19 protein-coding genes and 1 pseudogene are annotated in these 22,181 nt (G+C 73.8%); 6 read left to right on the top strand and 14 right to left on the bottom strand.

Annotated features, from left to right (window positions below):
* Positions 1 to 67: 67 nt before the first annotated feature.
* The 5 genes from ACZ6EM_RS14655 to deoC all read right to left on the bottom strand — a co-directional run bounded on the left by ACZ6EM_RS14655 (position 68) and on the right by deoC (position 4,769).
* Entirely contained in the window at positions 68 to 706 is a 639-nt protein-coding gene (locus tag ACZ6EM_RS14655; protein WP_359906046.1) for an ATP-binding protein, read from the bottom strand.
* 47 nt (positions 707 to 753) lie between these two features.
* Positions 754 to 1,161 (bottom strand): hypothetical protein, encoded by a 408-nt coding sequence (locus ACZ6EM_RS14650; protein ID WP_452178808.1) that lies wholly within the window; start codon positions 1,159 to 1,161, stop codon positions 754 to 756.
* 221 nt (positions 1,162 to 1,382) lie between these two features.
* Complete coding sequence (locus tag ACZ6EM_RS14645; RefSeq protein ID WP_387736332.1) at positions 1,383 to 2,288, bottom strand: aldehyde dehydrogenase family protein; 906 nt, start codon at positions 2,286 to 2,288, stop codon at positions 1,383 to 1,385.
* Position 2,289: 1 nt separating this feature from the next.
* A complete protein-coding gene (locus ACZ6EM_RS14640) occupies positions 2,290 to 3,777 on the bottom strand; it encodes an aldehyde dehydrogenase family protein (protein ID WP_452178809.1) in 1,488 nt (495 codons plus the stop codon).
* 5 nt (positions 3,778 to 3,782) lie between these two features.
* Positions 3,783 to 4,769: a deoxyribose-phosphate aldolase gene (deoC, locus tag ACZ6EM_RS14635; protein ID WP_401047404.1), complete on the bottom strand. Its 987-nt coding sequence runs from the start codon at positions 4,767 to 4,769 to the stop codon at positions 3,783 to 3,785.
* 106 nt (positions 4,770 to 4,875) lie between these two features.
* Between deoC and ACZ6EM_RS14630 the strand changes: the two genes are divergently transcribed.
* A complete protein-coding gene (locus tag ACZ6EM_RS14630; protein ID WP_359906059.1) occupies positions 4,876 to 5,556 on the top strand; it encodes a PH domain-containing protein in 681 nt (226 codons plus the stop codon).
* 66 nt (positions 5,557 to 5,622) lie between these two features.
* Here the strand turns inward: ACZ6EM_RS14630 and ACZ6EM_RS14625 are convergent, their stop codons facing one another.
* The 3 genes from ACZ6EM_RS14625 to ACZ6EM_RS14615 form a co-directional block, all read right to left on the bottom strand.
* Positions 5,623 to 7,347 carry a phospho-sugar mutase gene (locus ACZ6EM_RS14625; protein WP_401047401.1) on the bottom strand — a complete coding sequence of 575 codons (1,725 nt, stop codon included), beginning with the start codon at positions 7,345 to 7,347 and terminating at the stop codon, positions 5,623 to 5,625.
* Between the two features lie 194 nt (positions 7,348 to 7,541).
* On the bottom strand, positions 7,542 to 8,363 hold the full coding sequence (locus ACZ6EM_RS14620; protein WP_359906064.1) for a purine-nucleoside phosphorylase: 822 nt from the start codon (positions 8,361 to 8,363) through the stop codon (positions 7,542 to 7,544).
* A gap of 205 nt (positions 8,364 to 8,568) precedes the next feature.
* Positions 8,569 to 9,006, bottom strand: a complete 438-nt coding sequence (locus ACZ6EM_RS14615) for a gamma-glutamylcyclotransferase family protein (protein ID WP_224284955.1) — start codon at positions 9,004 to 9,006, stop codon at positions 8,569 to 8,571.
* 99 nt (positions 9,007 to 9,105) lie between these two features.
* Between ACZ6EM_RS14615 and ACZ6EM_RS14610 the strand changes: the two genes are divergently transcribed.
* Both ACZ6EM_RS14610 and ACZ6EM_RS14605 read left to right on the top strand, forming a co-directional pair.
* Positions 9,106 to 10,560: an NAD(P)H-quinone dehydrogenase gene (locus tag ACZ6EM_RS14610; protein ID WP_401047397.1), complete on the top strand. Its 1,455-nt coding sequence runs from the start codon at positions 9,106 to 9,108 to the stop codon at positions 10,558 to 10,560.
* A 237-nt stretch (positions 10,561 to 10,797) separates the two neighbouring features.
* The gene (locus tag ACZ6EM_RS14605; RefSeq protein WP_452178820.1) at positions 10,798 to 11,754 is read left to right on the top strand and encodes a DeoR/GlpR family DNA-binding transcription regulator; all 957 of its coding nucleotides are present in this window, start codon (positions 10,798 to 10,800) and stop codon (positions 11,752 to 11,754) included.
* Between the two features lie 112 nt (positions 11,755 to 11,866).
* Here the strand turns inward: ACZ6EM_RS14605 and ACZ6EM_RS14600 are convergent, their stop codons facing one another.
* The 6 genes from ACZ6EM_RS14600 to ACZ6EM_RS14575 form a co-directional block, all read right to left on the bottom strand.
* Positions 11,867 to 13,642 (bottom strand): acetyl/propionyl/methylcrotonyl-CoA carboxylase subunit alpha, encoded by a 1,776-nt coding sequence (locus ACZ6EM_RS14600; RefSeq protein WP_401045309.1) that lies wholly within the window; start codon positions 13,640 to 13,642, stop codon positions 11,867 to 11,869.
* Positions 13,643 to 13,878: 236 nt separating this feature from the next.
* The gene (locus tag ACZ6EM_RS14595; protein WP_359906076.1) at positions 13,879 to 14,613 is read right to left on the bottom strand and encodes a hypothetical protein; all 735 of its coding nucleotides are present in this window, start codon (positions 14,611 to 14,613) and stop codon (positions 13,879 to 13,881) included.
* 64 nt (positions 14,614 to 14,677) lie between these two features.
* Positions 14,678 to 15,280 (bottom strand): nucleoside triphosphate pyrophosphatase, encoded by a 603-nt coding sequence (locus tag ACZ6EM_RS14590; protein ID WP_401045305.1) that lies wholly within the window; start codon positions 15,278 to 15,280, stop codon positions 14,678 to 14,680.
* 47 nt (positions 15,281 to 15,327) lie between these two features.
* The gene (mmpB, locus tag ACZ6EM_RS14585; RefSeq protein WP_380542892.1) at positions 15,328 to 15,468 is read right to left on the bottom strand and encodes a morphogenic membrane protein MmpB; all 141 of its coding nucleotides are present in this window, start codon (positions 15,466 to 15,468) and stop codon (positions 15,328 to 15,330) included.
* Between the two features lie 130 nt (positions 15,469 to 15,598).
* Entirely contained in the window at positions 15,599 to 15,820 is a 222-nt protein-coding gene (locus ACZ6EM_RS14580; protein WP_401045301.1) for an acyl-CoA carboxylase epsilon subunit, read from the bottom strand.
* Positions 15,821 to 15,849: 29 nt separating this feature from the next.
* Positions 15,850 to 17,439: an acyl-CoA carboxylase subunit beta gene (locus ACZ6EM_RS14575; RefSeq protein WP_359906088.1), complete on the bottom strand. Its 1,590-nt coding sequence runs from the start codon at positions 17,437 to 17,439 to the stop codon at positions 15,850 to 15,852.
* A 232-nt stretch (positions 17,440 to 17,671) separates the two neighbouring features.
* Here ACZ6EM_RS14575 and ACZ6EM_RS14570 point away from each other — a divergent pair, with 232 nt between their 5' ends.
* The 3 genes and pseudogenes from ACZ6EM_RS14570 to ACZ6EM_RS14560 all read left to right on the top strand — a co-directional run.
* A complete protein-coding gene (locus tag ACZ6EM_RS14570) occupies positions 17,672 to 18,565 on the top strand; it encodes a biotin--[acetyl-CoA-carboxylase] ligase (RefSeq protein ID WP_465772501.1) in 894 nt (297 codons plus the stop codon).
* A 173-nt stretch (positions 18,566 to 18,738) separates the two neighbouring features.
* Positions 18,739 to 19,863: an adenylate/guanylate cyclase domain-containing protein gene (locus ACZ6EM_RS14565; RefSeq protein WP_401045297.1), complete on the top strand. Its 1,125-nt coding sequence runs from the start codon at positions 18,739 to 18,741 to the stop codon at positions 19,861 to 19,863.
* Between the two features lie 478 nt (positions 19,864 to 20,341).
* Positions 20,342 to 21,499, top strand: a pseudogene (locus ACZ6EM_RS14560) (GGDEF domain-containing protein); the annotation flags it as partial.
* Positions 21,500 to 22,181 lie beyond the last annotated feature (682 nt).

Here is a 22,181-nt window from a genome sequence, read left to right as displayed (position 1 = left end):
TCATGTCCTGGGTGTCACGGCCCCGCGGCGCGGGGCCGGTCCGGGCCGCGGGATCCGGCCCCGGGGTTCAGGCCGCGGAGAGCTCGGTGGTCCGGGCCGCGGCGCGGATCCGCCGCTCGGCCTCCGGGCCGGCGCACGCGTACGAGCCGAGCGCGACCTGCCGCCCGACGATGGACCGCTCGGCCCGCATCAGCCGCAGGCCCCGGCGCAGCAGCACCGGCAGCGACTTGCGGCCCTCCCGGACGTCCCGGCGCAGCCGGCGCCAGGCCGTGGTGAGCGCGCCGTTGCGCAGGCACAGGGCGTCGCCCAGCAGGCCCTGGTCGGCGCACTCGGCGGTGATCTCGGCGGCGAATATGCCTTCCGCGATGAACGCGCCCGCCCCGCCCAGCTCCAGGCCGCGGGTGCCGATCCGGCCGTTGTCCGGGATCGAGTACACCGGGACGTCCGTGCGCCCGTGCTCGTGCAGGGCGCGGATCGCGGCGACGGCCTGGTCGCGGTGCCAGGCCAGCGGGGAGTCCCAGTCGACGGCGCCGTCCGGCAGCCGCGGCAGGGTCGGGTCGTCCCCGTCCTTGTAGAAGTCGTCGAGCTGGAGCACCGGCAGGCCGCTGCGCTCGGCCAGCGAGGACTTCCCCGACCCGGAGGGCCCGGAGAGCAGGATCACCCGGGCATGCCCGGTCGGTGCGGGGTTCATGGGGGAGTCACTCACGGGACATCAGTCTGACGCATCCCGGCCGGTTGCCGAAACCGGTCGGCTCAGACCTTCTGCCGCGGCTTCGGGCCGGCCAGGGCGGACCGGACCATCGGCAGGCAGCGGCTGTCCACCTGGAGGTACACCGGCTCCCCGCCGCCGGGCGGCCGGTACGCGGTGGCGGCCCAGTCCTGGTCGTGCCAGGTGTCGGGCTCGGGTTCGTGGAAGGTGCCCCCGACGGGCAGGTCGAGCGGGTCGGCGCCGCGCGCGCGGAAGCTCGCGGTGGCGGCTCCGGGGGTGATCCCCAGCGTCCCGTTGACGTAGCCGGGCCGTCGGCCGGGCCGGTCGGAGCGGGCCGAGCAGGGCAGCCGCACCGCCTTCCCGGCGGCCAGCCGGCGGCGGGCCCGGGCCACCCGCCACCGGCGCAGCACGCCGTCCGTGACGAGTGCCATCAGCTCGCCCAGTTCTTCCATCGCGCCCCCTCGGCCGGTTCCGTCCCGACGATCATGGTCCGGACGCGTACGGACGGGAAGCCCCGAAAGTCGGCCCGGGCGGCGACGAAAGTCGCGGGAACGCCGACGGACCCGCGCCAGGGGGGGAGAGGCGCGGGTCCGTCCAATGACCGTCCGGGCCCTGGGGGGGTGAGGGCACTGGGGACGGCCAGCTTGTGGAGTTGTTACGCGGAGCGGGGAGGTCAGATCCCCATCGGGTGCCAGACCGTCTTCGTCTCCAGGAACGAGAGTAGCCGGTCCGTACCGGGCGCATTGGTCCAGTCCTGGGCGAACGGGTCCAGCACCGGACGGACTACCCTCTTCAGGGTATCCGCGGCGGCCGCTTCCAGCGGCTGCGGCGCGCCGGGACCGTCGACGGCGATGGCCCCGGTGAGGTCCAGCGCGTTGACGTCCTGGTGCGAGGCCAGGGTGGGGGCGATGTCCGCCGTCCGGCCCGAGACGATGTTGACCACGCCGCCCGGGACGTCCGAGGTGGCCAGCACCTCGCCCAGCGACAGCGCGGGCAGCGGGGCGTCCGCGGCGGCCGCGACCACGACCGTGTTGCCGGTGGCGATCGCCGGGGCGATCACCGAGACCAGGCCGAGCAGCGAGTGCCCGTACCCGGCCTGCGGGGCGACGATCCCGACCACGCCGGTCGGCTCCGGGGTGGAGAGGTTGAAGAACGGCCCGGCGACCGGGTTGGCGCCGCCCGCGATCTGGGCGACCTTGTCGGTCCAGCCCGCGTACCAGACCCAGCGGTCGATCGCGGCGTCCACCAGTGCGGCGGCCTTCTTCGGGCCGATGCCTTCGGAGACGGCCACCTCGGCGGCGAACTGCTCGCGCCGGCCCTGGAGCATCTCGGCCACCCGGTACAGCACCTGGCCGCGGTTGTACGCGGTGGTGCCGGACCAGCCCTTGACCGCCTTGCGGGCGGCCACGACGGCGTCGCGGGCGTCCTTGCGGGTGCCCAGCGGGACGTTGGCGAGCCACTCGCCCTTTGCGTCGGTCACCTCGTACACCCGCCCGCTCTCGGAGCGCGGGAACTTCCCGCCGACGTACAGCTTGTAGGTCTTGAGGACGTCAAGACGCTGGAAGGTCGTGTCAGACATCTCAGGCCTCGACATTCAGGTAGGGCTCCAGACCGTGGCGGCCACCCTCGCGGCCGTAGCCCGACTCCTTGTATCCGCCGAACGGCGAGGTGGGGTCGAACTTGTTGAAGGTGTTGGCCCAGACCACGCCGGCCCGGAGCCGGTTGGCCATCCAGAGGATGCGCGAGCCCTTCTCCGTCCAGATGCCGGCGGAGAGGCCGAACGGGGTGTTGTTGGCCTTCTCGACCGCCTCGGCGGGGGTGCGGAAGGTCAGCACCGACAGGACCGGGCCGAAGATCTCCTCCTGGGCGATCCGGTGGGCCTGGCTCACGCCGGTGAACAGGGTCGGCTTGAACCAGAAGCCGGTGCCCGGGAGTTCGCACGCCGGAGACCAGCGCTCGGCGCCCTCGGCCTCGCCGGCCTCGGTCAGCGCGGTGATCCGGGCCAGCTGCTCGGCCGAGTTGATGGCGCCGATGTCGGTGTTCTTGTCCAGCGGGTCGCCGACCCGCAGGGTGGCCATCCGGCGCTTCAGGGCGTCCAGCAGCTCGTCCTGGATCGACTCCTGGACCAGCAGGCGCGAACCCGCGCAGCAGACGTGGCCCTGGTTGAAGAAGATGCCGTTGACGATGCCCTCGACCGCCTGGTCGATCGGCGCGTCGTCGAAGACGATGTTCGCGGCCTTGCCGCCCAGCTCCAGCGAGAGCTTCTTGCGGGTGCCGGCCAGCTGCTTGGCGATGGCGCGGCCGACCGGGGTGGAGCCGGTGAACGCGACCTTGTTGACGTCCGGGTGGGAGGTCAGCGCGGCGCCGGTGCGGCCGTCACCGGTGACGATGTTGACGACGCCCTTCGGCAGACCGGCCTGGCGGCAGATCTCGGCGAAGCGCAGCGCGGTCAGCGGGGTGGTCTCGGCCGGCTTCAGGACGACCGTGTTGCCGGTCGCCAGCGCGGGCGCGATCTTCCACGCCAGCATCAGCAGCGGGAAGTTCCACGGGATGACCTGGCCGGCCACGCCCAGCGGCTTCGGGTTCGGGCCGAAGCCGGCGAAGTCCAGCTTGTCCGCCCAGCCCGCGTAGTAGAAGAAGTGGGCGGCGACGAGCGGCAGGTCGACGTCGCGGGTCTCGCGGATCGGCTTGCCGTTGTCGATCGACTCCAGCACGGCCAGCTCGCGGCTGCGCTCCTGGATGATCCGGGCGATCCGGAACAGGTACTTGGCGCGCTCGCTGCCGGGCAGCGCCGACCAGCCGGCGAAGGCCTTGCGGGCGGCGGCGACCGCGCGGTCCACGTCCTCCTCGGTGCCCTGGGCGAACTCGGCGAGCACCTGCTCGGTGGCCGGGTTGACCGTCTTCAGGGCCTCGTTGCCGGAGGAGTCGACGAACTCGCCGCCGATGAAGTGGCCGTAGGAGGTGGCGATGTCGCCCGCGGCGGCGGGGGACTCCGGGGCCGGGGCGTAGGCGAAGAGGCCGCCGGCGGGCTTGGCCACGGGCTCCTCGGTGTTCTTCTTCTTGGCCATGGTGATCAGTCCACCGTCACGTAGTCGGGGCCGGAGTAGCGGCCGGTGGCCAGCTTCTGGCGCTGCATCAGCAGGTCGTTGAGCAGGCTGGAGGCGCCGAAGCGGAACCAGTGCGGGGTCAGCCAGTCGTCGCCGAGGGTCTCGTTGACCATCACCAGGTACTTCATGGCGTCCTTGGTGGTGCGGATGCCGCCGGCGGGCTTGACGCCGACCTGGACGCCGGTGGCCGCGCGGAAGTCGCGGACCGCCTCCAGCATCAGCAGGGTGACCGGCGGGGTCGCGTTGACGGCGACCTTGCCGGTGGAGGTCTTGATGAAGTCGGCGCCGGCCAGCATCGCCAGCCAGGAGACCCGGCGGACGTTGTCGTAGGTCTGGAGCTCGCCGGTCTCGAAGATCACCTTGAGGTGGGCGGAGCTGCCGTCGGGGCGCTCGCACGCCTCCTTGACGGCCGTGATCTCGTGGAAGACGTCGAGGTAGCGGCCGGAGAGGAAGGCGCCGCGGTCGATCACCATGTCGATCTCGTCGGCGCCCGCGGCCACCGCGTCGGCGGTGTCGGCGAGCTTGACCGGGAGGGCGGCGCGGCCGGCCGGGAAGGCGGTGGCCACCGAGGCGACCTGGATGTCGGTGCCCTTCAGGGCGGCCTTCGCGGTGGCGACCATGTCCGGATAGACACAGATGGCGGCGACGCGGGGGGTGTTCGGGTCGGTCGGGTCGGGAGTCCTGCCCTTGGCGCACAGCGCGCGCACCTTGCCGACCGTGTCCGCGCCCTCCAGCGTGGTCAGGTCGATCATCGAGATCGCCAGGTCGATGGCGTACGCCTTCGCCGTGGTCTTGATCGAGCGGGTACCGAGAGCGGCGGCACGCGCCTCCAGGCCGACCTGGTCGACGCCGGGCAGGCCGTGCAGGAATCGGCGGAGCGAGGCCTCGGACGCCGCAACGTCCTGAAGGCCGCTGCCCGCAACGCCGGGGGCATTGGCTGCAACAGTGGACATAGTCACCAGGGCAGCATATCTACGCGCGTAGCAAACCGCTAGGGCGCTCGCCATTCGTGGCCGGACCGAGACCTCGGGGTGAGGGGCATGGGGCAGAATCGACGTCATGACCGATTCCGACGGCAAGCCCCACCAGGGCCCCGCCGCCCCCGACGGGGAGCCCGAGTACGCCGACCGCGTGTACCGCTCTGTCCCCGGTGTGATCTCCGGAGTGCTGCTGCTGGTCGTGGCGGCCTGGCTGATCGGCGACGCGGTGGTGAGCGGGACCGGGAAGACCCCGTACGTCTCGCTCGCGGCGGTGCCGGTGTTCGCCTTCCCGGTGATCGCGTACACGCTGCGCCCGGCCGTGACGGCCGGCCGCGACCGGCTGGTGGTGCGCAACCCGTGGCGGACCGTCGTCGCGCCGTGGGCCTCGGTGGACGCGCTGCGCGCCGGGTACTCGGTCGAGCTGCTCGCCGGCGGGAAGAAGTTCCAGCTCTGGGCCGTGCCGGTGTCGCTGCGGCAGCGCAAGCGGGCCACCCGGGCGCAGAGCCCCAGCGCCGCCGAGCACGCCTCCAGGACTGGCCTGGGGCTGGGCATGGCCAAGCGGACCAACCCGGTCGTCCAGGGCTCGCCCGACCCCACCCGCGCCTGGTCCGACCAGGTCACCGCCGTCCTCCAGGAGACGGCCGAGCGCAACGCCGCCCGACCCTCCGCCACCGGCCCGGTCGAGGTCCGCTGGTGCTGGTGGGTCATCGCCCCCACCCTGGCCGGCCTGATCGCGCTGATCACCGTCATCGCGGTCTGACCCCGCCGACCGCACGAAGGGGCCCGCCGGTCACGACCGGCGGGCCCCTTCACGTGTGCGCGGACGTCAGGCGGTGATGCCGGCGGCCTCGGCGAGGTCGTGCTTGACGGTGGCGAGGAGGGCGGCGGCACGCTCGCGGGCGGGACCGAGGTCGGCCGCGGAGGCGACCGGGAGGACGACCTCCAGGTAGCACTTGAGCTTGGGCTCGGTGCCCGAGGGGCGGACCACGATGCGGGCGGAGCGGACGCCCTCGCCGGCCAGGTAGTAGCGCAGCCCGTCGGTGGGCGGCAGGTCCGCGGAGCCGGCCGACAGGTCGTCGGCGCGGGTGACCCGCAGACCGGCCAGGACGGTCGGCGGCTGCTCGCGCAGCCGGCGCATGGCGTCGGCGATCAGCGTGAGGTCCTTGACCCGGACGGAGAGCTGGTCGGTGGCGTGCAGGCCGTGCTCCAGCGCCAGGTCGTCCAGCAGGTCGGCGAGGGTGCGGCCGGACTTCTTGAGCGTGGCGGCCAGCTCGGCGACCAGCAGGGCGGCGGTGATGCCGTCCTTGTCCCGGACGCCCTGCGGGTCGACGCAGTAGCCGAGCGCCTCCTCGTAGCCGTAGCGCAGGCCCTCGGCGCGGGAGAGCCACTTGAAGCCGGTCAGGGTCTCGGCGTAGCCCAGCCCCGCCGCCTCGGCGATCCGGCCGAGCAGGGTGGCGGAGACGATGGTGGTGGCGAAGGTGCCCTCGGCCTTCTTCGCGACCAGGGCCGAGCCGAGCAGCGCGCCGACCTCGTCGCCGCGCAGCATCCGCCAGCCGGCCGCGCCGGCGCCGCCGCCGGCCGCGTTGCCGTTGGCGGGGACGGCCACCGCGCAGCGGTCGGCGTCCGGGTCGTTGGCGATCACGATGTCCGGGCCGACGGTGGCGGCGGTGCGGAAGGCGAGGTCCATCGCCCCCGGCTCCTCCGGGTTGGGGAAGGCCACGGTCGGGAAGTCCGGGTCGGGCTCGGCCTGCTCGGCGACCACGGTGGGCGCGGGGAAGCCCGCCCGGCGGAACGCGGCGACCAGGGTGTCACGGCCGACGCCGTGCATCGGGGTGTAGACCACCTCCAGGTCGCGCGGGCCGTGCTCGTCGACGATGGAGACGGCCCGGGTCAGGTAGGCCTCGACGACCTCCTCGCCGAGCACCTCCCAGCCCTCCTCGGCGCGCGGGACCTCGTCCAGCGAGCCGATCGCGTCGATCTCGGCGGCGATCCCGGCGTCGGCCGGCGGGACGATCTGCGAGCCGTCGCCCAGGTAGACCTTGTAGCCGTTGTCCTGCGGCGGGTTGTGGCTGGCGGTGACGGTGACGCCGGCGGCCGCGCCCAGGTGGCGGACGGCGAAGGCGAGCACCGGGGTCGGCAGCGGGCGCGGCAGCAGCGCGGCGCGCAGGCCGGCGCCGACCACCACGGCGGCGGTGTCGCGGGCGAAGTCGTAGGACTTGTGGCGGGCGTCGTAGCCGATGACGACCAGGTCGCCCAGGCCCTGCTGCTTGACGTAGGCGACCAGGCCGGCGGCGGCCCGGATCACCACGGCGCGGTTCATCCGCATCGGGCCGGCGCCGAGTTCGCCGCGCAGGCCGGCGGTGCCGAACTGGAGCCGGTCGGAGAACCGCTCGGAGAGGTCCGACCAGGCGAGCTTGGCGTCGGTCTCGGCCTCCGGGCCCTCGGCCAGGGCCAGCAGCGCGGCGAGCTCCTCGCGGGTCTGCGGGTCGGGGTCCTCGGCCAGCCAGGTCCGGGCCCGGGCGAGGAGATCGGGGTTGAGTGCCTGCGTCATGCCAGCTCCATCGGGAAGTGCGTCGGTGTGTCGGCCGGAGGTTCCGCGGTTGATCGGGAGGAGGGTTTCCGCTGTGACCGGAGGGTTCCGCAAGGAAAGGGGTCGCGCATGCGGACGGGGCCCACGGGAGGGCGTGATCAGCGGATCACGCCGCCCGTGGGCCCCGTCGGTCATGATTCTGCGCCTGGTGGGCGTCAGATCCGCTCAAGGACCTTCGCCAGCAGTTCGCCCATGCGCTCGGCGGAGGCCTTGCCGGCCTCCAGCACCTCGGCGTGGTTGAGCGGCTCGCCGGTCATGCCGGCGGCCAGGTTGGTGACCAGGGAGATGCCGAGCACCTCGGCGCCGGCCTCGCGGGCGGCGATGGCCTCCAGGGTGGTGGACATGCCGACCAGCTCGCCGCCGATCACCCGGGCCATGTTGACCTCGGCCGGGGTCTCGTAGTGCGGGCCGCGGAACTGGACGTAGACGGCCTCGTCCAGGGACGGGTCGACCTCGCGGCAGAGCGCGCGCAGGCGCTTGGAGTACAGGTCGGTGAGGTCGACGAAGTTGGCGCCGACGATCGGGGAGTCCGCGGTCAGGTTGATGTGGTCGCTGATCAGGACCGGCTGGCCCGGGGTCCAGCCCTGGCGCAGACCGCCGCAGCCGTTGGTCAGCACGATGATGCCGCAGCCGGCCGCGGCGGCGGTGCGCACGCCGTGGACGACGGTGGCGACGCCGTGGCCCTCGTAGTAGTGGTTGCGGCCGAGGAAGATCAGGGCGCGCTTGTCGCCGATCTTCACCGAGCGGATCGTGCCGGCGTGGCCGGCGACGGCGGGGGCGGGGAAGCCAGGGAGCTCGGTGACCGGGAACTCGGCCACGGTCTCGCCCAGGGCGTCGGCGGCCGGCACCCAGCCGGAGCCCATCACCAGGGCGACGTCGTGCCGCTCGGCACCGGTCAGCTCGCGCAGGCGCTCGGCGGCGGCCTGGGCGGCGGCGTAGGGGTCGGCGGAGACGACCGACTGAGGAGAAGCGTTCACGGGTCCGAGGATAGACGGGAATCGGCTACGCGCGTAGAAATTCCGCCGCGGCATGCCGGATCGTTACCCGGATGACCCGAAAACACAGCTCGGCGGTGGTTCCGGGCCGCCCGGTTCGTCGGTTCCCCCACAGACGGCGCTCCGCACCCTCCGTACCCGCACGCCCGGCGTGCGGCCCGCAGGCGCACGGAGCCCCGGGAATCCCTCAGCAGGGGCGGCGGCGCAGGTCCATCACGTAGTCGTGCGGGGCGCCGGCGCTCTCCGCGGCGTCGGCGATCAGGCCGAGGTAGCGGGCCGCGGGCAGGCCGCCCTCGTAGTCGTTGAGCACGTACGTCCAGACCGGGATGTCCCCGTCCAGGGTCTGCGCGCGCAGCTTGATCTTGCGGTAGATGCCGAGCTGGACGCCCTCCCAGCGGTCCAGGCCCTCCTCGTCCATGGGCGCGACGTCGTACAGCGAGACGAAGACCTGGTCCTTCTCGTCCTCGACCACGGTGGCCAGCGAGCCTTCCCAGCCGAGCTGCTCGCCGCCGAAGGTGAGCCGCCAACCGGCTAGCCACCCCGTGCCGCGCAGCGGGGAGTGCGGGGCTCGGCGGGTCATCTGCCGGGCATCGAGGTTGGTGGCATACGCGGCGTAAAGGGGCATGGGGGCCAGCGTAGCCCGGGCGGCGGGCGGGCCGGGGCTACTGGACGAACGTACGGGAGCCCGGACCCCGGCGTGGCGGCCGTCCCGGCGTGCGGGACAATGGGGAGCGTGACTCGGATCGTGATCATCGGTGGCGGACCCGGCGGCTACGAGGCGGCGCTGGTGGCCGCTCAGCTCGGCGCGGAGGTGACCGTCGTCGACCGCGACGGTCTGGGCGGATCGGCGGTGCTCACGGACTGCGTTCCGTCGAAGACCCTGATCGCGACCGCGGAGGTGATGACCACCTTCGACAGCTCGTACGAGGAGCTGGGCATCCTGGTCGCGGACGACACTCCGCCGGTCGAGCAGGCGGCCCGGGTCATCGGCGTGGACCTGGGCAAGGTCAACCGCCGTGTGAAGCGCCTGGCCATCGCGCAGTCCCACGACATCACCCAGTCCGTCACCCGGGCCGGCGTCACCGTGCTGCGCGGCCGCGGCCGGCTCGGCGCCGGTGGGCAGGCCGCGGACGGCTCCCGCGAGGTGCTGGTGGACGCGCCCGACGGCACCGTGCAGTCGCTGCGCGCCGACGCCGTGCTGATCGCCACCGGCGCCCACCCGCGCGAGCTGCCGGACGCCCAGCCGGACGGCGAGCGGATCCTCACCTGGACCCAGGTGTACGACCTGGAGGAGCTGCCCCGCGAGCTGATCGTGGTCGGCTCCGGCGTGACCGGCGCCGAGTTCGCCGGCGCCTACCAGGCGCTCGGCTCCAAGGTGACCCTGGTCTCCAGCCGCGACCGGGTGCTGCCGGGCGAGGACCCGGACGCCGCCGAGGTGCTGGAGGACGTCTTCCGCCGCCGCGGCATGAACGTGATGGGTCGCTCGCGCGCCGAGAGCGTCAAGCGGATCGGCGACCGGGTCGAGGTCATGCTGGCCGACGGCAAGGTGATCGAGGGCACCCACTGCCTGATGGCGGTCGGCTCGATCCCCAACACCTCCGAGATGGGGCTGGAGGAGGCCGGGGTCAAGCTCAACGACTGGGGCCAGATCCAGGTCGACCGGGTCTCCCGCACCAGCGCCCCCGGCGTGTACGCGGCCGGTGACTGCACCGGCGTCTTCATGCTCGCCTCGGTGGCGGCCATGCAGGGCCGGATCGCGATGTACCACGCGCTCGGCGACGCGGTGCAGCCGCTGAACCTCAAGACCGTGGCCTCCAACGTCTTCACCGACCCGGAGATCGCCACCGTCGGCTACACGGCGGCCGACGTGGAGTGCGGCAAGATGGACGCCGTCGTGGTCAAGCTCCCGCTGCGCGGCAACCCGCGGGCGAAGATGCAGGGCATCCGGGACGGCTTCGTGAAGCTGTTCTGCCGCCCGGGCACCGGCATCGTGGTCGGCGGCGTGGTCGTCGCCCCGCGGGCCAGCGAGCTGATCCACTCGATCTCGCTCGCGGTGGACGCCAATCTGACGGTCGAACAGGTGGCCAGCGCCTTCACCGTCTACCCGTCCGTCTCCGGTTCGACCGCCGAGGCCGCCCGGCAGCTGCACATCCGCAAGCGGGCCGACGGCGAATCCTGAGCGTCCGGCGCACAGTTGAGGGCGGCCGCCGATCGGCGGCCGCCCTTCGCGCGGGCATGGCCGTCACCCGGACGGCGGGCGCGGTTCCGGGGGCATGGGCGGCGCGTATTCTACGGTCACGCGCCGCTCGTGCGTGAGCAATTCCCGCTACTAGCTGCAAACGCCTGAAAGCAGACGGTCACGCAGGTTACCGTCGGTTCTGTGTTTGCAGCAGAACGTCGCCAGTTGATCCTCGAAATGGTGCGCGCCAACGGAGCCGTCTCGCTCCGGGAATTGGCCCGCGTCGTCCAGACCTCCGAAGTGACCGTGCGCCGTGACGTGCGGGCGCTGGAGGCAGAAGGGCTCCTCGACCGCCGGCACGGCGGCGCGGTGCTCCCCGGCGGCTTCAGCCGCGAACCCGGATACCCGCAGAAGACCCACCTGTCCGCGGCGGAGAAGAGCGCCATCGCGGACCTCGCCGCCGGCCTGGTGGAGGAGGGCGACGCGGTGGTGGTCGGCGCCGGCACCACCACCCAGGAGCTGGCCCGCAGACTGGCCCGGGTGCCCGGGCTGACGGTGGTCACCAACTCGCTGCTGGTCGCCCAGGCGCTGGCGCACGCCAACCGGGTCGAAGTGGTGATGACCGGCGGCACCCTGCGCGGCTCCAACTACGCGCTGGTGGGCAGCGGCGCGGAGCAGTCCCTGCAGGGGCTGAGGGTCACCAAGGCCTTCATCTCCGGCAGCGGGCTGACGGCCGAGCGCGGGCTGTCGACGGCGAACATGCTGTCCGCGAGCGTGGACCGGGCCATGGTGCTGGCGGCCGCCGAGGTGATCGTCCTCGCCGACCACACCAAGCTCGGCGCGGCCGGCATGTTCCAGACCGTCGCCACCGACACCATCACCCGGCTGGTCACCGACGAGCAGGCCACCGCGGACGACGCCACCGTCCGCGAACTGGACGCGCTCGCCGACTGCGGGGTGCAGGTCGACCTGGCCCCGCTGGGCGCGGGCCCGAGCGGCGACGCCCCGGTGCACGGCACCGGCAGCGGCCCGGTGCACCAGACCCAGCCCGGCCCGATGGCCCGCCGCGGCGGCCCGCCCCCCGGCGGCGCCCCGCTGCCCGGCCAGCGCCGCCCCGGCGCGCACGGCGGACCGGTCGGCCCGGGCGGCATGCCGACCCGGCTGGCCGAGCTGGGGCTGCCGCGCGGGCGCTGAGCCCGCGGGGAGTCCGCGGGACGCGACCGGCGGACCCCGGAAACGCGACCGGTCCGCACGCCCCCGATGGGCGTACGGACCGGTCCGGGGGACGGTGCCTCCCGCGGCGGCGTCAGTCCTTGATCTCGCAGAGCGCGGCGCCGCTGCTGACGCTCGCGCCCACCTCGGCCTTGAGACCGGAGACGGTGCCCGCCTTGTGGGCGTTCAGCGGCTGCTCCATCTTCATCGCCTCCAGGACCACGATCAGCTCGCCCTCGGCGACGACCTGGCCCTCCTCCACGGCGACCTTGACGATGGTGCCCTGCATCGGCGAGGCCAGGGTGTCGCCGCTGACGGCCGAACCGGCCTTCTTGGCGCCCACCCGGCGCTTGGCCTTGGCGGCACCCGCCGCACCGGCCGCCGGGGCCGTCGCGACGCCCAGCGAGGACGGCAGCGAGACCTCGATCCGCTTGCCGCCGACCTCGACCACCACGGTCTCCCGGGTCTCGGCCTCCTCGCCGTCACCGGCCGCGCCGGCGAACGGCGGGATGGTGTTGTCGAACTCGGTCTCGATCCACCGGGTGAAGACCTTGAACGGCTCGTCGCTGCCGTGCACCTCCGGCGCGAACGCCGGGTCGACGACGGCCGCCCGGTGGAACGGGATGGCGGTGGCCATGCCCTCCACCTTGAACTCGGCCAGCGCGCGGCGGGCCCGCTCCAGGGCCTGCTTGCGGTCGCGGCCGGTGACGACCAGCTTGGCCAGCAGCGAGTCCCAGGCCGGGCCGATGACCGAGCCGGTCTCCACGCCGGAGTCCAGGCGCACGCCCGGGCCGGACGGCGGGGCGAACAGCGTCACGGTGCCGGGCGCGGGCAGGAAGTTGCGGCCCGGGTCCTCGCCGTTGATGCGGAACTCGAAGGAGTGGCCGCGCACCTCGGGGTCGCCGTAGCCGAGCTCCTCGCCGTCGGCGATCCGGAACATCTCGCGGACCAGGTCGAGGCCGGTGACCTCCTCGGTGACCGGGTGCTCCACCTGGAGACGGGTGTTGACCTCCAGGAAGGAGATCGTGCCGTCCAGGGCGACCAGGAACTCGCAGGTCCCGGCGCCCTCGTAGCCGGCCTCCTTCAGGATGGCCTTGGACGCCCGGTACAGCTCGGCGTTCTGCTCGGCGGTCAGGAACGGCGCGGGCGCCTCCTCGACGAGCTTCTGGTGGCGGCGCTGCAGCGAGCAGTCACGGGTGGAGACGACCACCACGTTGCCGTGCTTGTCGGCCAGGCACTGGGTCTCCACGTGCCGCGGGTTGTCCAGGTAGCGCTCGACGAAGCACTCGCCGCGGCCGAAGGCGGCGACGGCCTCGCGCACCGCGGACTCGTACAGCTCGGGGATCTCCTCCAGCGTGCGGGCGACCTTGAGGCCGCGGCCGCCACCGCCGAAGGCCGCCTTGATGGCGACCGGCAGGCCGTGCTCCCGGGCGAAGACGACGACCTCGTCGGCGCCCGAGACCGGGTCCGGCGTGCCGGCCACCAGCGGGGCACCGGCCCGCTGGGCGACGTGCCGGGCGGTCACCTTGTCGCCGAGGTCGCGGATGGCCTGCGGCGGCGGGCCGATCCAGATCAGACCCGCGTCGAGGACGGCCTGGGCGAAGTCGGCGTTCTCCGACAGGAACCCGTAGCCGGGGTGGACGGCGTCGGCGCCGGAGTCGGCGGCCGCCCTGAGGACCTTGGCGATGTCCAGGTAGCTGGTAGCGGGGGTGTCACCGCCCAGCGCGTAAGCCTCGTCGGCCGCGCGGACGTGCAGCGCATCCCGGTCCGGCTCGGCGTAGACGGCGACGCTGGCGATACCGGCGTCCGAGCAGGCCCTGGCGACGCGGACGGCGATTTCCCCGCGGTTGGCGATGAGCACCTTGCGCACTGTGGCTCCCTTCTTGAACCTCGTTGAGTTTATGGATTCCTGGGCAGTACCGGCGAGTAGCCCCGGGTTGTGAACTATCCCACACGCTCGGTGATGGCTTTTCCGGCCCCTTCCGCGGCCCTGCGGACGACGCCGCAGGTCGGCGCCGGTCCCCCCGGATCGGGCGGGGCCACGGCGGGTGACCGGCCGGCGGCGTGGCGGGGAGGTGGCATCGGCCACAGTCTCGCGCGGACCGCTCAAGCGGCGCCTGAGCGGGCGCCTGGCCGTTGCAGCGCCTCGGCCGTCACGTCGGCCGCCACCTCGACCATGTCCGGCCCGTACGCCTCCGGATTGACCACCCGCAGGACGAGCGCGAAGGTGCCGTCCTGCCCGTACCTCCGGGCGAGTTCGCGGTGGTGCGCGACCAGGTGGCGCACCCCGGCCTGGTTGGCGACGCCGGTCTGGCCGGCGACCAGGAACACCGGGCGGCCGCCGTCCGGGGTGGAGATCCGGGCGAGCAGGGCGTGCGCCTGGTCGCGGTCGGCGGTGTAGTCGCGCTCGCCCACCACGATCACGTTGCTGCCGGGACCCGGCCCGGAGGTGACGAGCACGCCGGGCAGGGCCCAGGCCAGGTGCGCGGCCATCCGCTCGTTGCTGACCGGACCGCCCAGGCACAGCTCGGTCTTGGCGCCCAGGCCGCGGTGCGCGGCGTCGTGGGCGACCAGTTCGGGACGCGCCCCGCACTCCTCGACCAGCCCGGCCAGCCACATCAGCGCGTAGGCGTCGCGCCGGGTCACGGTGTGCGCGTGCGAGCCCGTCCCGATGCTGCGCGGCACCACGATCAGGCACTCGCTGCCGCTCGGCAGCCCGAAGAACGCCCGCACCCGTTCGACCTTGCGGCGCCGCCGCAGCACCTGGGCCAGCCAGCCGAGGACAGCGCTGATCGCACTGGCCACCAGGCCGAGCACCACGTTGAGCACGCTGTCGGTCATCTTCCGCGCCCCTCCCCGTTCGGACGCCGGTCAGCTTAGGGCGACAGGGGCGCGGTGCGGCAGGTCAGTCGGCCCACAGATCGGTGATGCGCACGCCCAGGTCGGCGAGCAGCCGGCGCAGCAGCGGCAGGGAGAGGCCGATGACGTTGCCCGGATCGCCGTCGATGCCGTCGATGAACGGCGCCGAGCGGCCGTCCAGGGTGAACGCCCCGGCCACGTGCAGCGGTTCGCCCGAGGCCACGTACGCGGCGACCTCGGCGTCGTCCGGGGTGCCGAAGCGGACGGTGGTGGAGGCGGTGGCCGAGGACTGCCGGCCGGTCGTGGTGTCGATCACGCAGTGGCCGGTGCGCAGCACGCCGGCGCGCCCGCGCATCGACTGCCAGCGGGCCAGCGCCTCGGCGGCGTCGGCGGGCTTGCCGAGGGCCCGGCCGTCCAGTTCCAGGACGGAGTCGCAGCCGATCACCAGCTCGCCGTCGGCGAGTTCGGCGGCGACGGCCTTCGCCTTGGCCTCGGCCAGCACGAGCGCGAGTTCGGCGGGGGTGGCGGCGGTGATCGCGTCCTCGTCGACGCCGCTGACCACCACGCGCGGGTCGAGGCCCGCCTGGCGCAGCAGCCCGAGGCGGGCGGGGGAGGCGGAGGCGAGGACGAGGGCGCGCTGGTCGGTCATGCCCACCAGGGTAGGGGGTGCTCCTATCCGCCGTTCGGGTGAACGGTTCAGGTGAAGGGCTGGGAGAGCATCATCAGCACGGCGCCGACCAGCACCAGGACGGCGATCACCTTGCCGGCCCGCTGCATCCGCTCCTGCATCCGACGGGCCTCGGGCGAGGGCTCGTCACGGGGATCTGACCAGAGCACCCGTCCAGAGTGCGCCGCGCGGGGCGCGGGCGCCTGAGTATCCGTACTCAGGTTCCGGGCGGAGCGGGCGCCCGGGAACACGCGGAGCGGGCGGCCGGCGGGGCCGGTCGCCCGCTCCGCACGGCGGGTGTCAGTGCGCCCAGCCCGAGGTCCGCCAGGCGTTCACGGCGGGGCGGACGGCGGGGCGGTGCAGGCGGGCGCGGTCGTTCCAGGGGGACGCCGGGCCGGCACCGGCCAGGCGCGCCGCCTCGGCGGCGGCCTGCGCGGCGGCGGCCCGGGCCTGGACCACCGCCAGGACGGTGGCCAGCTCCTCGGGGGTCGGCTGCCCGTGCAGTACGTGGATCGGGGACATGGCTGCTTCTCTCCCGACAGGGACGGGGCCTACAGGGGGATGTTGCCGTGCTTCTTCGGCGGCAGCACCTCGCGCTTGCCGCGCAGCGCCCGCAGACCGCGGACGATGTGCCGGCGGGTCTCGCTCGGCGCGATCACCGCGTCCACGTAGCCGCGCTCGGCCGCCAGGTACGGGTTCAGCAGGGTGTCCTCGTACGAGGCGATCAGCTCGGCCCGCTTCTCCTCGACGGTGCCGGCCGCCTCGGCCTCGGCGATCTCCCGGCGGTGCAGGATGTTGACCGCGCCCTGCGCGCCCATCACGGCGATCTGCGCGGTCGGCCAGGCCAGGTTGAGGTCGGCGCCCAGGTGCTTGGAGCCCATGACGTCGTACGCGCCGCCGAAGGCCTTGCGGGTGATCACGGTGATCAGCGGGACGGTGGCCTCGGCGTAGGCGTAGATCAGCTTGGCGCCGCGCCGGATGATGCCGTCCCACTCCTGCTCGGTGCCGGGCAGGAAGCCGGGCACGTCGACGAAGGTCAGCACCGGGACGTTGAACGAGTCGCAGGTGCGGATGAAGCGGGCGGCCTTCTCGCTGGCGTTGATGTCCAGGCACCCGGCCAGGTCCATCGGCTGGCTGCCGACGATGCCGACGGACTGGCCCTCGACCCGGCCGAAGCCGGTGATGATGTTGCCCGCGTACAGCGGCTGGGTCTCCAGGAACTCGCCGTCGTCGACGATGTGCTCGATCACCGTGCGCATGTCGTACGGCTGGTTCGCCGAGTCCGGCACGATGGTGTCGAGTTCGAGGTCCTCCTCGGTGACCGTGAGGTCGGCCTGCTCGGGGTAGGACGGCGGGTCGCTCAGGTTGTTGGAGGGCAGGTACGAGAGCAGGCTCTTGACGTACTCGATCGCCTCCTTCTCGTCGGCGGCCAGGTAGTGCGCGTTGCCCGACTTGGCGTTGTGGGTGCGCGCGCCGCCCAGCTCCTCCATCGCGACGTCCTCGCCGGTGACGGTCTTGATCACGTCCGGGCCGGTGATGAACATGTGCGAGGTCCGGTCGGCCATCACCACGAAGTCGGTGATCGCGGGGGAGTACACCGCGCCGCCCGCGCAGGGGCCCATGATCAGCGAGATCTGCGGGACGACGCCGGAGGCGTGCACGTTGCGCCGGAAGATCTCGCCGTACAGGCCGAGCGAGACCACGCCCTCCTGGATCCGGGCGCCGCCGGAGTCGTTGATGCCGATGACCGGGCAGCCGGTCTTCAGCGCGAAGTCCATCACCTTGACGATCTTCTCGCCGAACACCTCGCCGAGCGAGCCGCCGAAGACGGTGAAGTCCTGGGCGAACACGGCGACCTGGCGGCCGTCCACGGTGCCGTAGCCGGTCACCACGCCGTCGCCGTACGGCCGGTTCTTCTCCTGGCCGAAGTTGGTCGAGCGGTGCCGGGCGAACTCGTCGAACTCCACGAAGGAGTCCTCGTCCAACAGTTCCGCGACCCGCTCGCGGGCGGTCAGCTTGCCCTTGGCGTGCTGCTTCTCCACGGCCTTCGCGGAGCCGGAGTGCACCGCCTCGTCCAGCCTTCGCCGCAGGTCGGCGAGCTTGCCGGCGGTGGTGTGGGGGTCGTACGACGCCTCGGTCATCCGGTGGCTCTCCCTGATCCATGGCCGCGACCTGTTCGAGTGCGCGCGGGGCCGGGTGGTGGGCCCGCGCATGAGGGCAGGGCGGCGCTACGAACTACCGCTGGGTAGCGTAGCCAGCGCGGAGGGCGATGCGGCACGTCCTGGCGTCATGACCATCGACACAGTTCTGTTGACGGGTGTTCTGCGGGACGATGGGGCGGCCTGCGTCCCGGATCGGTCCTAGGGTTTTCCCATGACCGCACCCGAGACCCCCCGCCGCAGCGGACTGCGCGGCTTCGGCCACGCCGGACCGTCGCCCTGGACCGACCTGGACCGTCCGCCGCTGGACGAGGAGGCGCTGCGCCACGACCTGCTCGTCCCGGGCGGCCTGTGGACCTCGCTGGACGTCGTCGCCGAGACCGGCTCCACCAACAGCGACCTCGCCGCCCGGGCCGCGGCGGGCGCCGCCCAGGGCGCGGTGCTGGTGGCCGAGGCACAGAGTGCCGCCCGCGGCCGGCTGGGCCGGCAGTGGACCGCCTCGCCCCGCTCCGGGCTGTTCCTGTCCGTGCTGCTGCGCCCCGAGGGGGTGCCGGTCGAGCGGTACGGCTGGCTGCCGATCCTGGCCGGGGTGGCCGCGGCCAGCACGCTCGGCCGGGTCGCCGGGGTCGAGGTCGGCCTGAAGTGGCCCAACGACCTCCAGACGGAGATCGACGGCGCGGAGCGCAAGCTCGGCGGCATCCTCACCGAGCTGTCGGGCGGCGCGGTGGTGGTCGGCATGGGCCTCAACGTCTCGCTGCGCACGGAGGAACTGCCCGTCCCCGCCGCCGCCTCGCTCGCACTGGCCGGCGCCTCCACCACCGACCGGGGCACCCTGCTGCGCGCCCTGCTGCGCGAGCTGGCCGAGCTGTACCGGGAGTGGACGGCCGCCGCGGGCGACCCGCACGCCAGCGACCTGCTGCGCGCCTACGCGGACCGCTGCACCACGCTCGGCCGCCGGGTGAAGGTGCACCTGCCGGGCGACCGCGAGCTGGTCGGCGAGGCGGTGGCGGTGGACGGCGACGGGCGGCTGGTGGTCCGCACGCCCGACGGCGTACGCCGGGCGGTCGGTGCCGGGGACGTCGTCCACGTGCGCCCCGAGGCCCGCTGAACGGCAGTCTTCACCACCCCTTGACCCGGGCTGATGCCCCGGATCCGACGATTCCGTGCGAACATTCCACCTGGCAGCGGTGTGAGGCGCGCCACTGTCCGCCCGGGTGGCGGACGGCGCGCCCGGACCGGTAGGACACGAGGCGAGTGCGGCGATCGCACGGGGACGGACCGGTGGCAGAGGACGGCAGCAGCGGCGCGACGGCGGGCAGCAACGACCCCACGGTCGCGCTCGAACTGGAACGCCTGATCCTGGACGCGCCGCGCCGCTACACCCCGTACCAGGCCGCGCGCGCCGCCGACGTCCCGATGGAGCTGGCCACCCGGTTCTGGCGCGCCATGGGCTTCCCCGACATCGGCCAGTCCCGCGCGCTCACCGACGGCGACGTGATCGCGCTGCGGCGCCTGGCCGGCCTGGTGGAGTCCGGGCTGCTCAGCGAGTCGATGGCGATCCAGGTGGCCCGTTCCACCGGCCAGACCACGGCCCGGCTGGCCGGCTGGCAGATGGACACCTTCCTGGAGAACCTCACCCAGTCCGTCGAGCCCGGGCTGACCCGGGCCGACGTCGCGTACCCGCTGGTCGAGCTGCTGCTGCCGGAGCTGGAGCAGTTCCTGGTGTACGTCTGGCGGCGCCAGCTGGCGGCCGTCACCGGCCGGGTGGTGCAGGCCGCCGAGGACAACGAGATCACCAGCGGACGGCTCGCCGTCGGCTTCGCCGACCTGGTCGGCTTCACCCGGCTGTCCCGGCGGCTGGAGGAGGAGGAGCTCGGCGAGCTGGTCGAGACCTTCGAGAACACCTGTTCGGACCTGATCGCCGGCCAGGGCGGCCGGGTGATCAAGACGCTCGGCGACGAGATCCTCTACGTCTCCGAGGACCCGGCGACCGCCGCCGAGATCGCGCTGAGCCTGATCGAGGCGCTGGCCGGGGACGACACCATCCCGCCGCTGCGGGTCGGCATGGCCTTCGGCACGGTCACCTCGCGGATGGGCGACGTCTTCGGCACCACCGTCAACCTGGCCAGCCGGCTGACCTCGATCGCCCCCAAGGACGCGGTGCTGATCGACGGCGAGTTCGCCGCCGCGCTGGAGCAGAACGGCAGCGTCGCCCCGGCCGACTCGGAGGGGCCGGGCCTGGCCGAGGCGCTGTCGGCCGCGGTCGGGATGCCCGCCTCCGGGCTGCCGATGCCGGGCCCGGAGGCCGGGGCCCGGTTCCACCTGCAGCCGATGTGGCGGCGGCCGGTGCGGGGGCTCGGACTGGTCGAGCCGTGGCTGCTCACCCGGCGGCTGAAGGCCGAGTAGCGCTCCGCCCGCGGGGAAGGCGAACAGTGGCCCGCCCGCGGGGAAGGCGAACAGTGGCCCGCCCGCGGGGAAGGCGAACAGTGGCCCGCCCGCGGGGAAGGCGAATAGCGCTCCGCCTGCGGGGAAGGCGTGGGGGCGGAGAAGCCGTCCGCGGTGCGGAGGTCCGTGGGCGCGCTCTCCGGCGATGGGTGCGGCTCTCCCGCGGCGGGTACGGCTTTCCGGGTGCCGAACGGTTGAAACCCGTACGGTCGGCTGCGGGTCCGTCCGGGCAAACGGGGCATAAGCGAAGGAAACCGCCATAGTCTTGGTGCAAGCGGCCGGTCGGCGGGGGTCTGGCAGGACCGAGCACAGGGAGCGAGGCGAGCCGGTGAGCAGCGAGGCGATCATGACGGACCGCGACTGCGACTGCGGCCGTCCGCGGAACCCCGACCCGCTGCCCGACCTGAGGCTGCAGTCCGTGGTCGAGCTCGCCCAGGACATGGCCGCCGCGCTCACCCCGCTGGAGGCCGTCCGGGCCGCCGCCACCCGGGCCACCGAGGCGCTCGGCGCCACCATGGCCGCCGTCTCGGTCTGGGACCGGGAGTCCGGCCGGCTGCGGGTCCTGGTCAACCACGGAGAACTCGCCCCGGGCGAGGAGGAACTGCCCGAGGACGAGTCGTACCCGGTCGCCGACTTCCCCGAGATCGTCACGTACCTGGAGGAACGCTGGACCACCGGGCGGCTGCCGCGCGCCTGGCTGCAGACCGCCGAGAACAGCGAGCCGCACGCCGGGCACGCCCACCCGACCGCCGGCGCGTACTGCCAGGAGCGCGCCGCGGCGCTGCGCCGGCGCGGGCGGGCCTGCTGCGTGGTCGCGCCGATCGTGCTGCACGGCCAGGCCTGGGGCGAGCTCTACCTCGCCCGGTCGGCCGGGATGCCCGGGTTCACCGAGGGCGACGCCGACTACGCGACGCTGCTCGCCGCCCAGGTCTCGGCCGGGCTGGCGCAGACCGAGCGCCTCGCCGACCTGCGCAGGCTCGCCTTCTCCGACCCGCTCACCGGCCTGGCCAACCGGCGGGCCGTCGACGCCCGGCTGGAGAGCGCGCTGGAGGCGCACAACCGGGACAACACCGTGGTCTCCCTGGTGGTCTGCGACGTCAACGGACTGAAACGGGTCAACGACCAGCTCGGCCACGAGATGGGCGACCGGCTGCTGGAGCGGTTCGCCCACCAGCTCTCGCTGGCCGCCGCCAAGCTCCCCGGCAGCCTCGCCGCCCGGCTCGGCGGCGACGAGTTCTGCCTGCTGGTGGAGGGGCAGAAGGCCGACGAGGTGGTCGCCGTCGCCGAGGAGCTGTGCGCCCGGGCGCTCGCGCTCTCCGAGGGCGAGGGCGTGGCCTGCGGCGTCGCCTCCACCGGGGACTCGATCGGGCCCGTCACCACCCCCGACCGGCTGTTCCGGCTCGCCGACGCCGCCCAGTACCGGGCCAAGGCGGCCCGGGCCGCCCACCCGGTGGTCGCCGGGCGCAGTCACGGCCCCGGATTCTCGCCCGACCCCACCGTGCTGCTCGCCGACGCCGCCGACCCGCACCACCGGGCGGACGGGCGGCGCGGGCCGAACGGCCGGGCCGGGGCGGGCGACCGGCGGCGGTTCCGCGGCGCCGCCCACAGCGCCGACCCGGGGCAGCTGCTCACCGCCGTGCTCGCCTCCCTCGACCGGGCCGCCGCGGCCCGGGCCGTCCACCCGGCGGACACCCTCGGCAAGCTGGTCGTGGTCGCCGAGGCCGCCGCCCGGTTGCTGGACGCCGTCGGCTGGTGGGTCTCGTACGTTCCGCCGGGCTCCCAGTTCATGCGCACCGCCCAGCACGCCGTCTACCGGATGACCAGCGGCCCCGCCAACGCCCGCGCCGAGACCCAGCGGGCCCGGATCGAGGCCCCCGACGCGGTCTTCGACCTCCGGCACTACCCGATGACCCGCCGCGCCGTGCGCGGCGGCGCCTTCGCCCTGCGGTCGGGTGCGGCCGGCAACGACCCGGCGGAGGAGGCGATGCTCGTCGTCTCCGGCTACCGGGGCATGGTCGCGGCGGGCGGCCAGAACCCGGCCGGCGGCTGGCTGGTGGAGCTCTTCGCCGACGACGCCACCCTGCCGCTGGGCCAGGCCGCCTGCGCCATGCGGGCCCTGGTCTCGGTCGCCCTGGCGGGCCCGGCCTCGCCGCCGGCGGTCTGAGGCGGCACCCCCGGTCGGGGCCCGTCGGCGGACCCGGTGACGGCGCCCCGGGCACCTCGCCGTCGGCACGGCTCCCGCGGTGGGTCCGGCGGGCCGTGCACCCGGCCCGCCCTCG

The sequence above is a fragment of the Kitasatospora sp. NPDC041917 genome, from assembly GCF_055589745.1.
This window is presented reverse-complemented; position numbering and strand designations above follow the sequence as displayed.

Excerpts from the sequence above, each read along its gene's own strand:
- ACZ6EM_RS14650 (WP_452178808.1), bottom strand. The coding sequence starts at position 1,161 with ATGGAAGAACTGGGCGAGCTGATGGCACTCGTCACGGACGGCGTGCTG.
- ACZ6EM_RS14645 (WP_387736332.1), bottom strand. The coding sequence starts at position 2,288 with ATGTCTGACACGACCTTCCAGCGTCTTGACGTCCTCAAGACCTACAAG.
- ACZ6EM_RS14640 (WP_452178809.1), bottom strand. The coding sequence starts at position 3,777 with ATGGCCAAGAAGAAGAACACCGAGGAGCCCGTGGCCAAGCCCGCCGGC.
- deoC (WP_401047404.1), bottom strand. The coding sequence starts at position 4,769 with ATGTCCACTGTTGCAGCCAATGCCCCCGGCGTTGCGGGCAGCGGCCTT.
- ACZ6EM_RS14630 (WP_359906059.1), top strand. The coding sequence starts at position 4,876 with ATGACCGATTCCGACGGCAAGCCCCACCAGGGCCCCGCCGCCCCCGAC.
- ACZ6EM_RS14625 (WP_401047401.1), bottom strand. The coding sequence starts at position 7,347 with ATGACGCAGGCACTCAACCCCGATCTCCTCGCCCGGGCCCGGACCTGG.
- ACZ6EM_RS14615 (WP_224284955.1), bottom strand. The coding sequence starts at position 9,006 with ATGCCCCTTTACGCCGCGTATGCCACCAACCTCGATGCCCGGCAGATG.
- ACZ6EM_RS14610 (WP_401047397.1), top strand. The coding sequence starts at position 9,106 with ATGGGGAGCGTGACTCGGATCGTGATCATCGGTGGCGGACCCGGCGGC.
- ACZ6EM_RS14605 (WP_452178820.1), top strand. The coding sequence starts at position 10,798 with ATGGTGCGCGCCAACGGAGCCGTCTCGCTCCGGGAATTGGCCCGCGTC.
- ACZ6EM_RS14595 (WP_359906076.1), bottom strand. The coding sequence starts at position 14,613 with ATGACCGACAGCGTGCTCAACGTGGTGCTCGGCCTGGTGGCCAGTGCG.
- ACZ6EM_RS14590 (WP_401045305.1), bottom strand. The coding sequence starts at position 15,280 with ATGACCGACCAGCGCGCCCTCGTCCTCGCCTCCGCCTCCCCCGCCCGC.
- ACZ6EM_RS14580 (WP_401045301.1), bottom strand. The coding sequence starts at position 15,820 with ATGTCCCCGATCCACGTACTGCACGGGCAGCCGACCCCCGAGGAGCTG.
- ACZ6EM_RS14575 (WP_359906088.1), bottom strand. The coding sequence starts at position 17,439 with ATGACCGAGGCGTCGTACGACCCCCACACCACCGCCGGCAAGCTCGCC.
- ACZ6EM_RS14570 (WP_465772501.1), top strand. The coding sequence starts at position 17,672 with ATGACCGCACCCGAGACCCCCCGCCGCAGCGGACTGCGCGGCTTCGGC.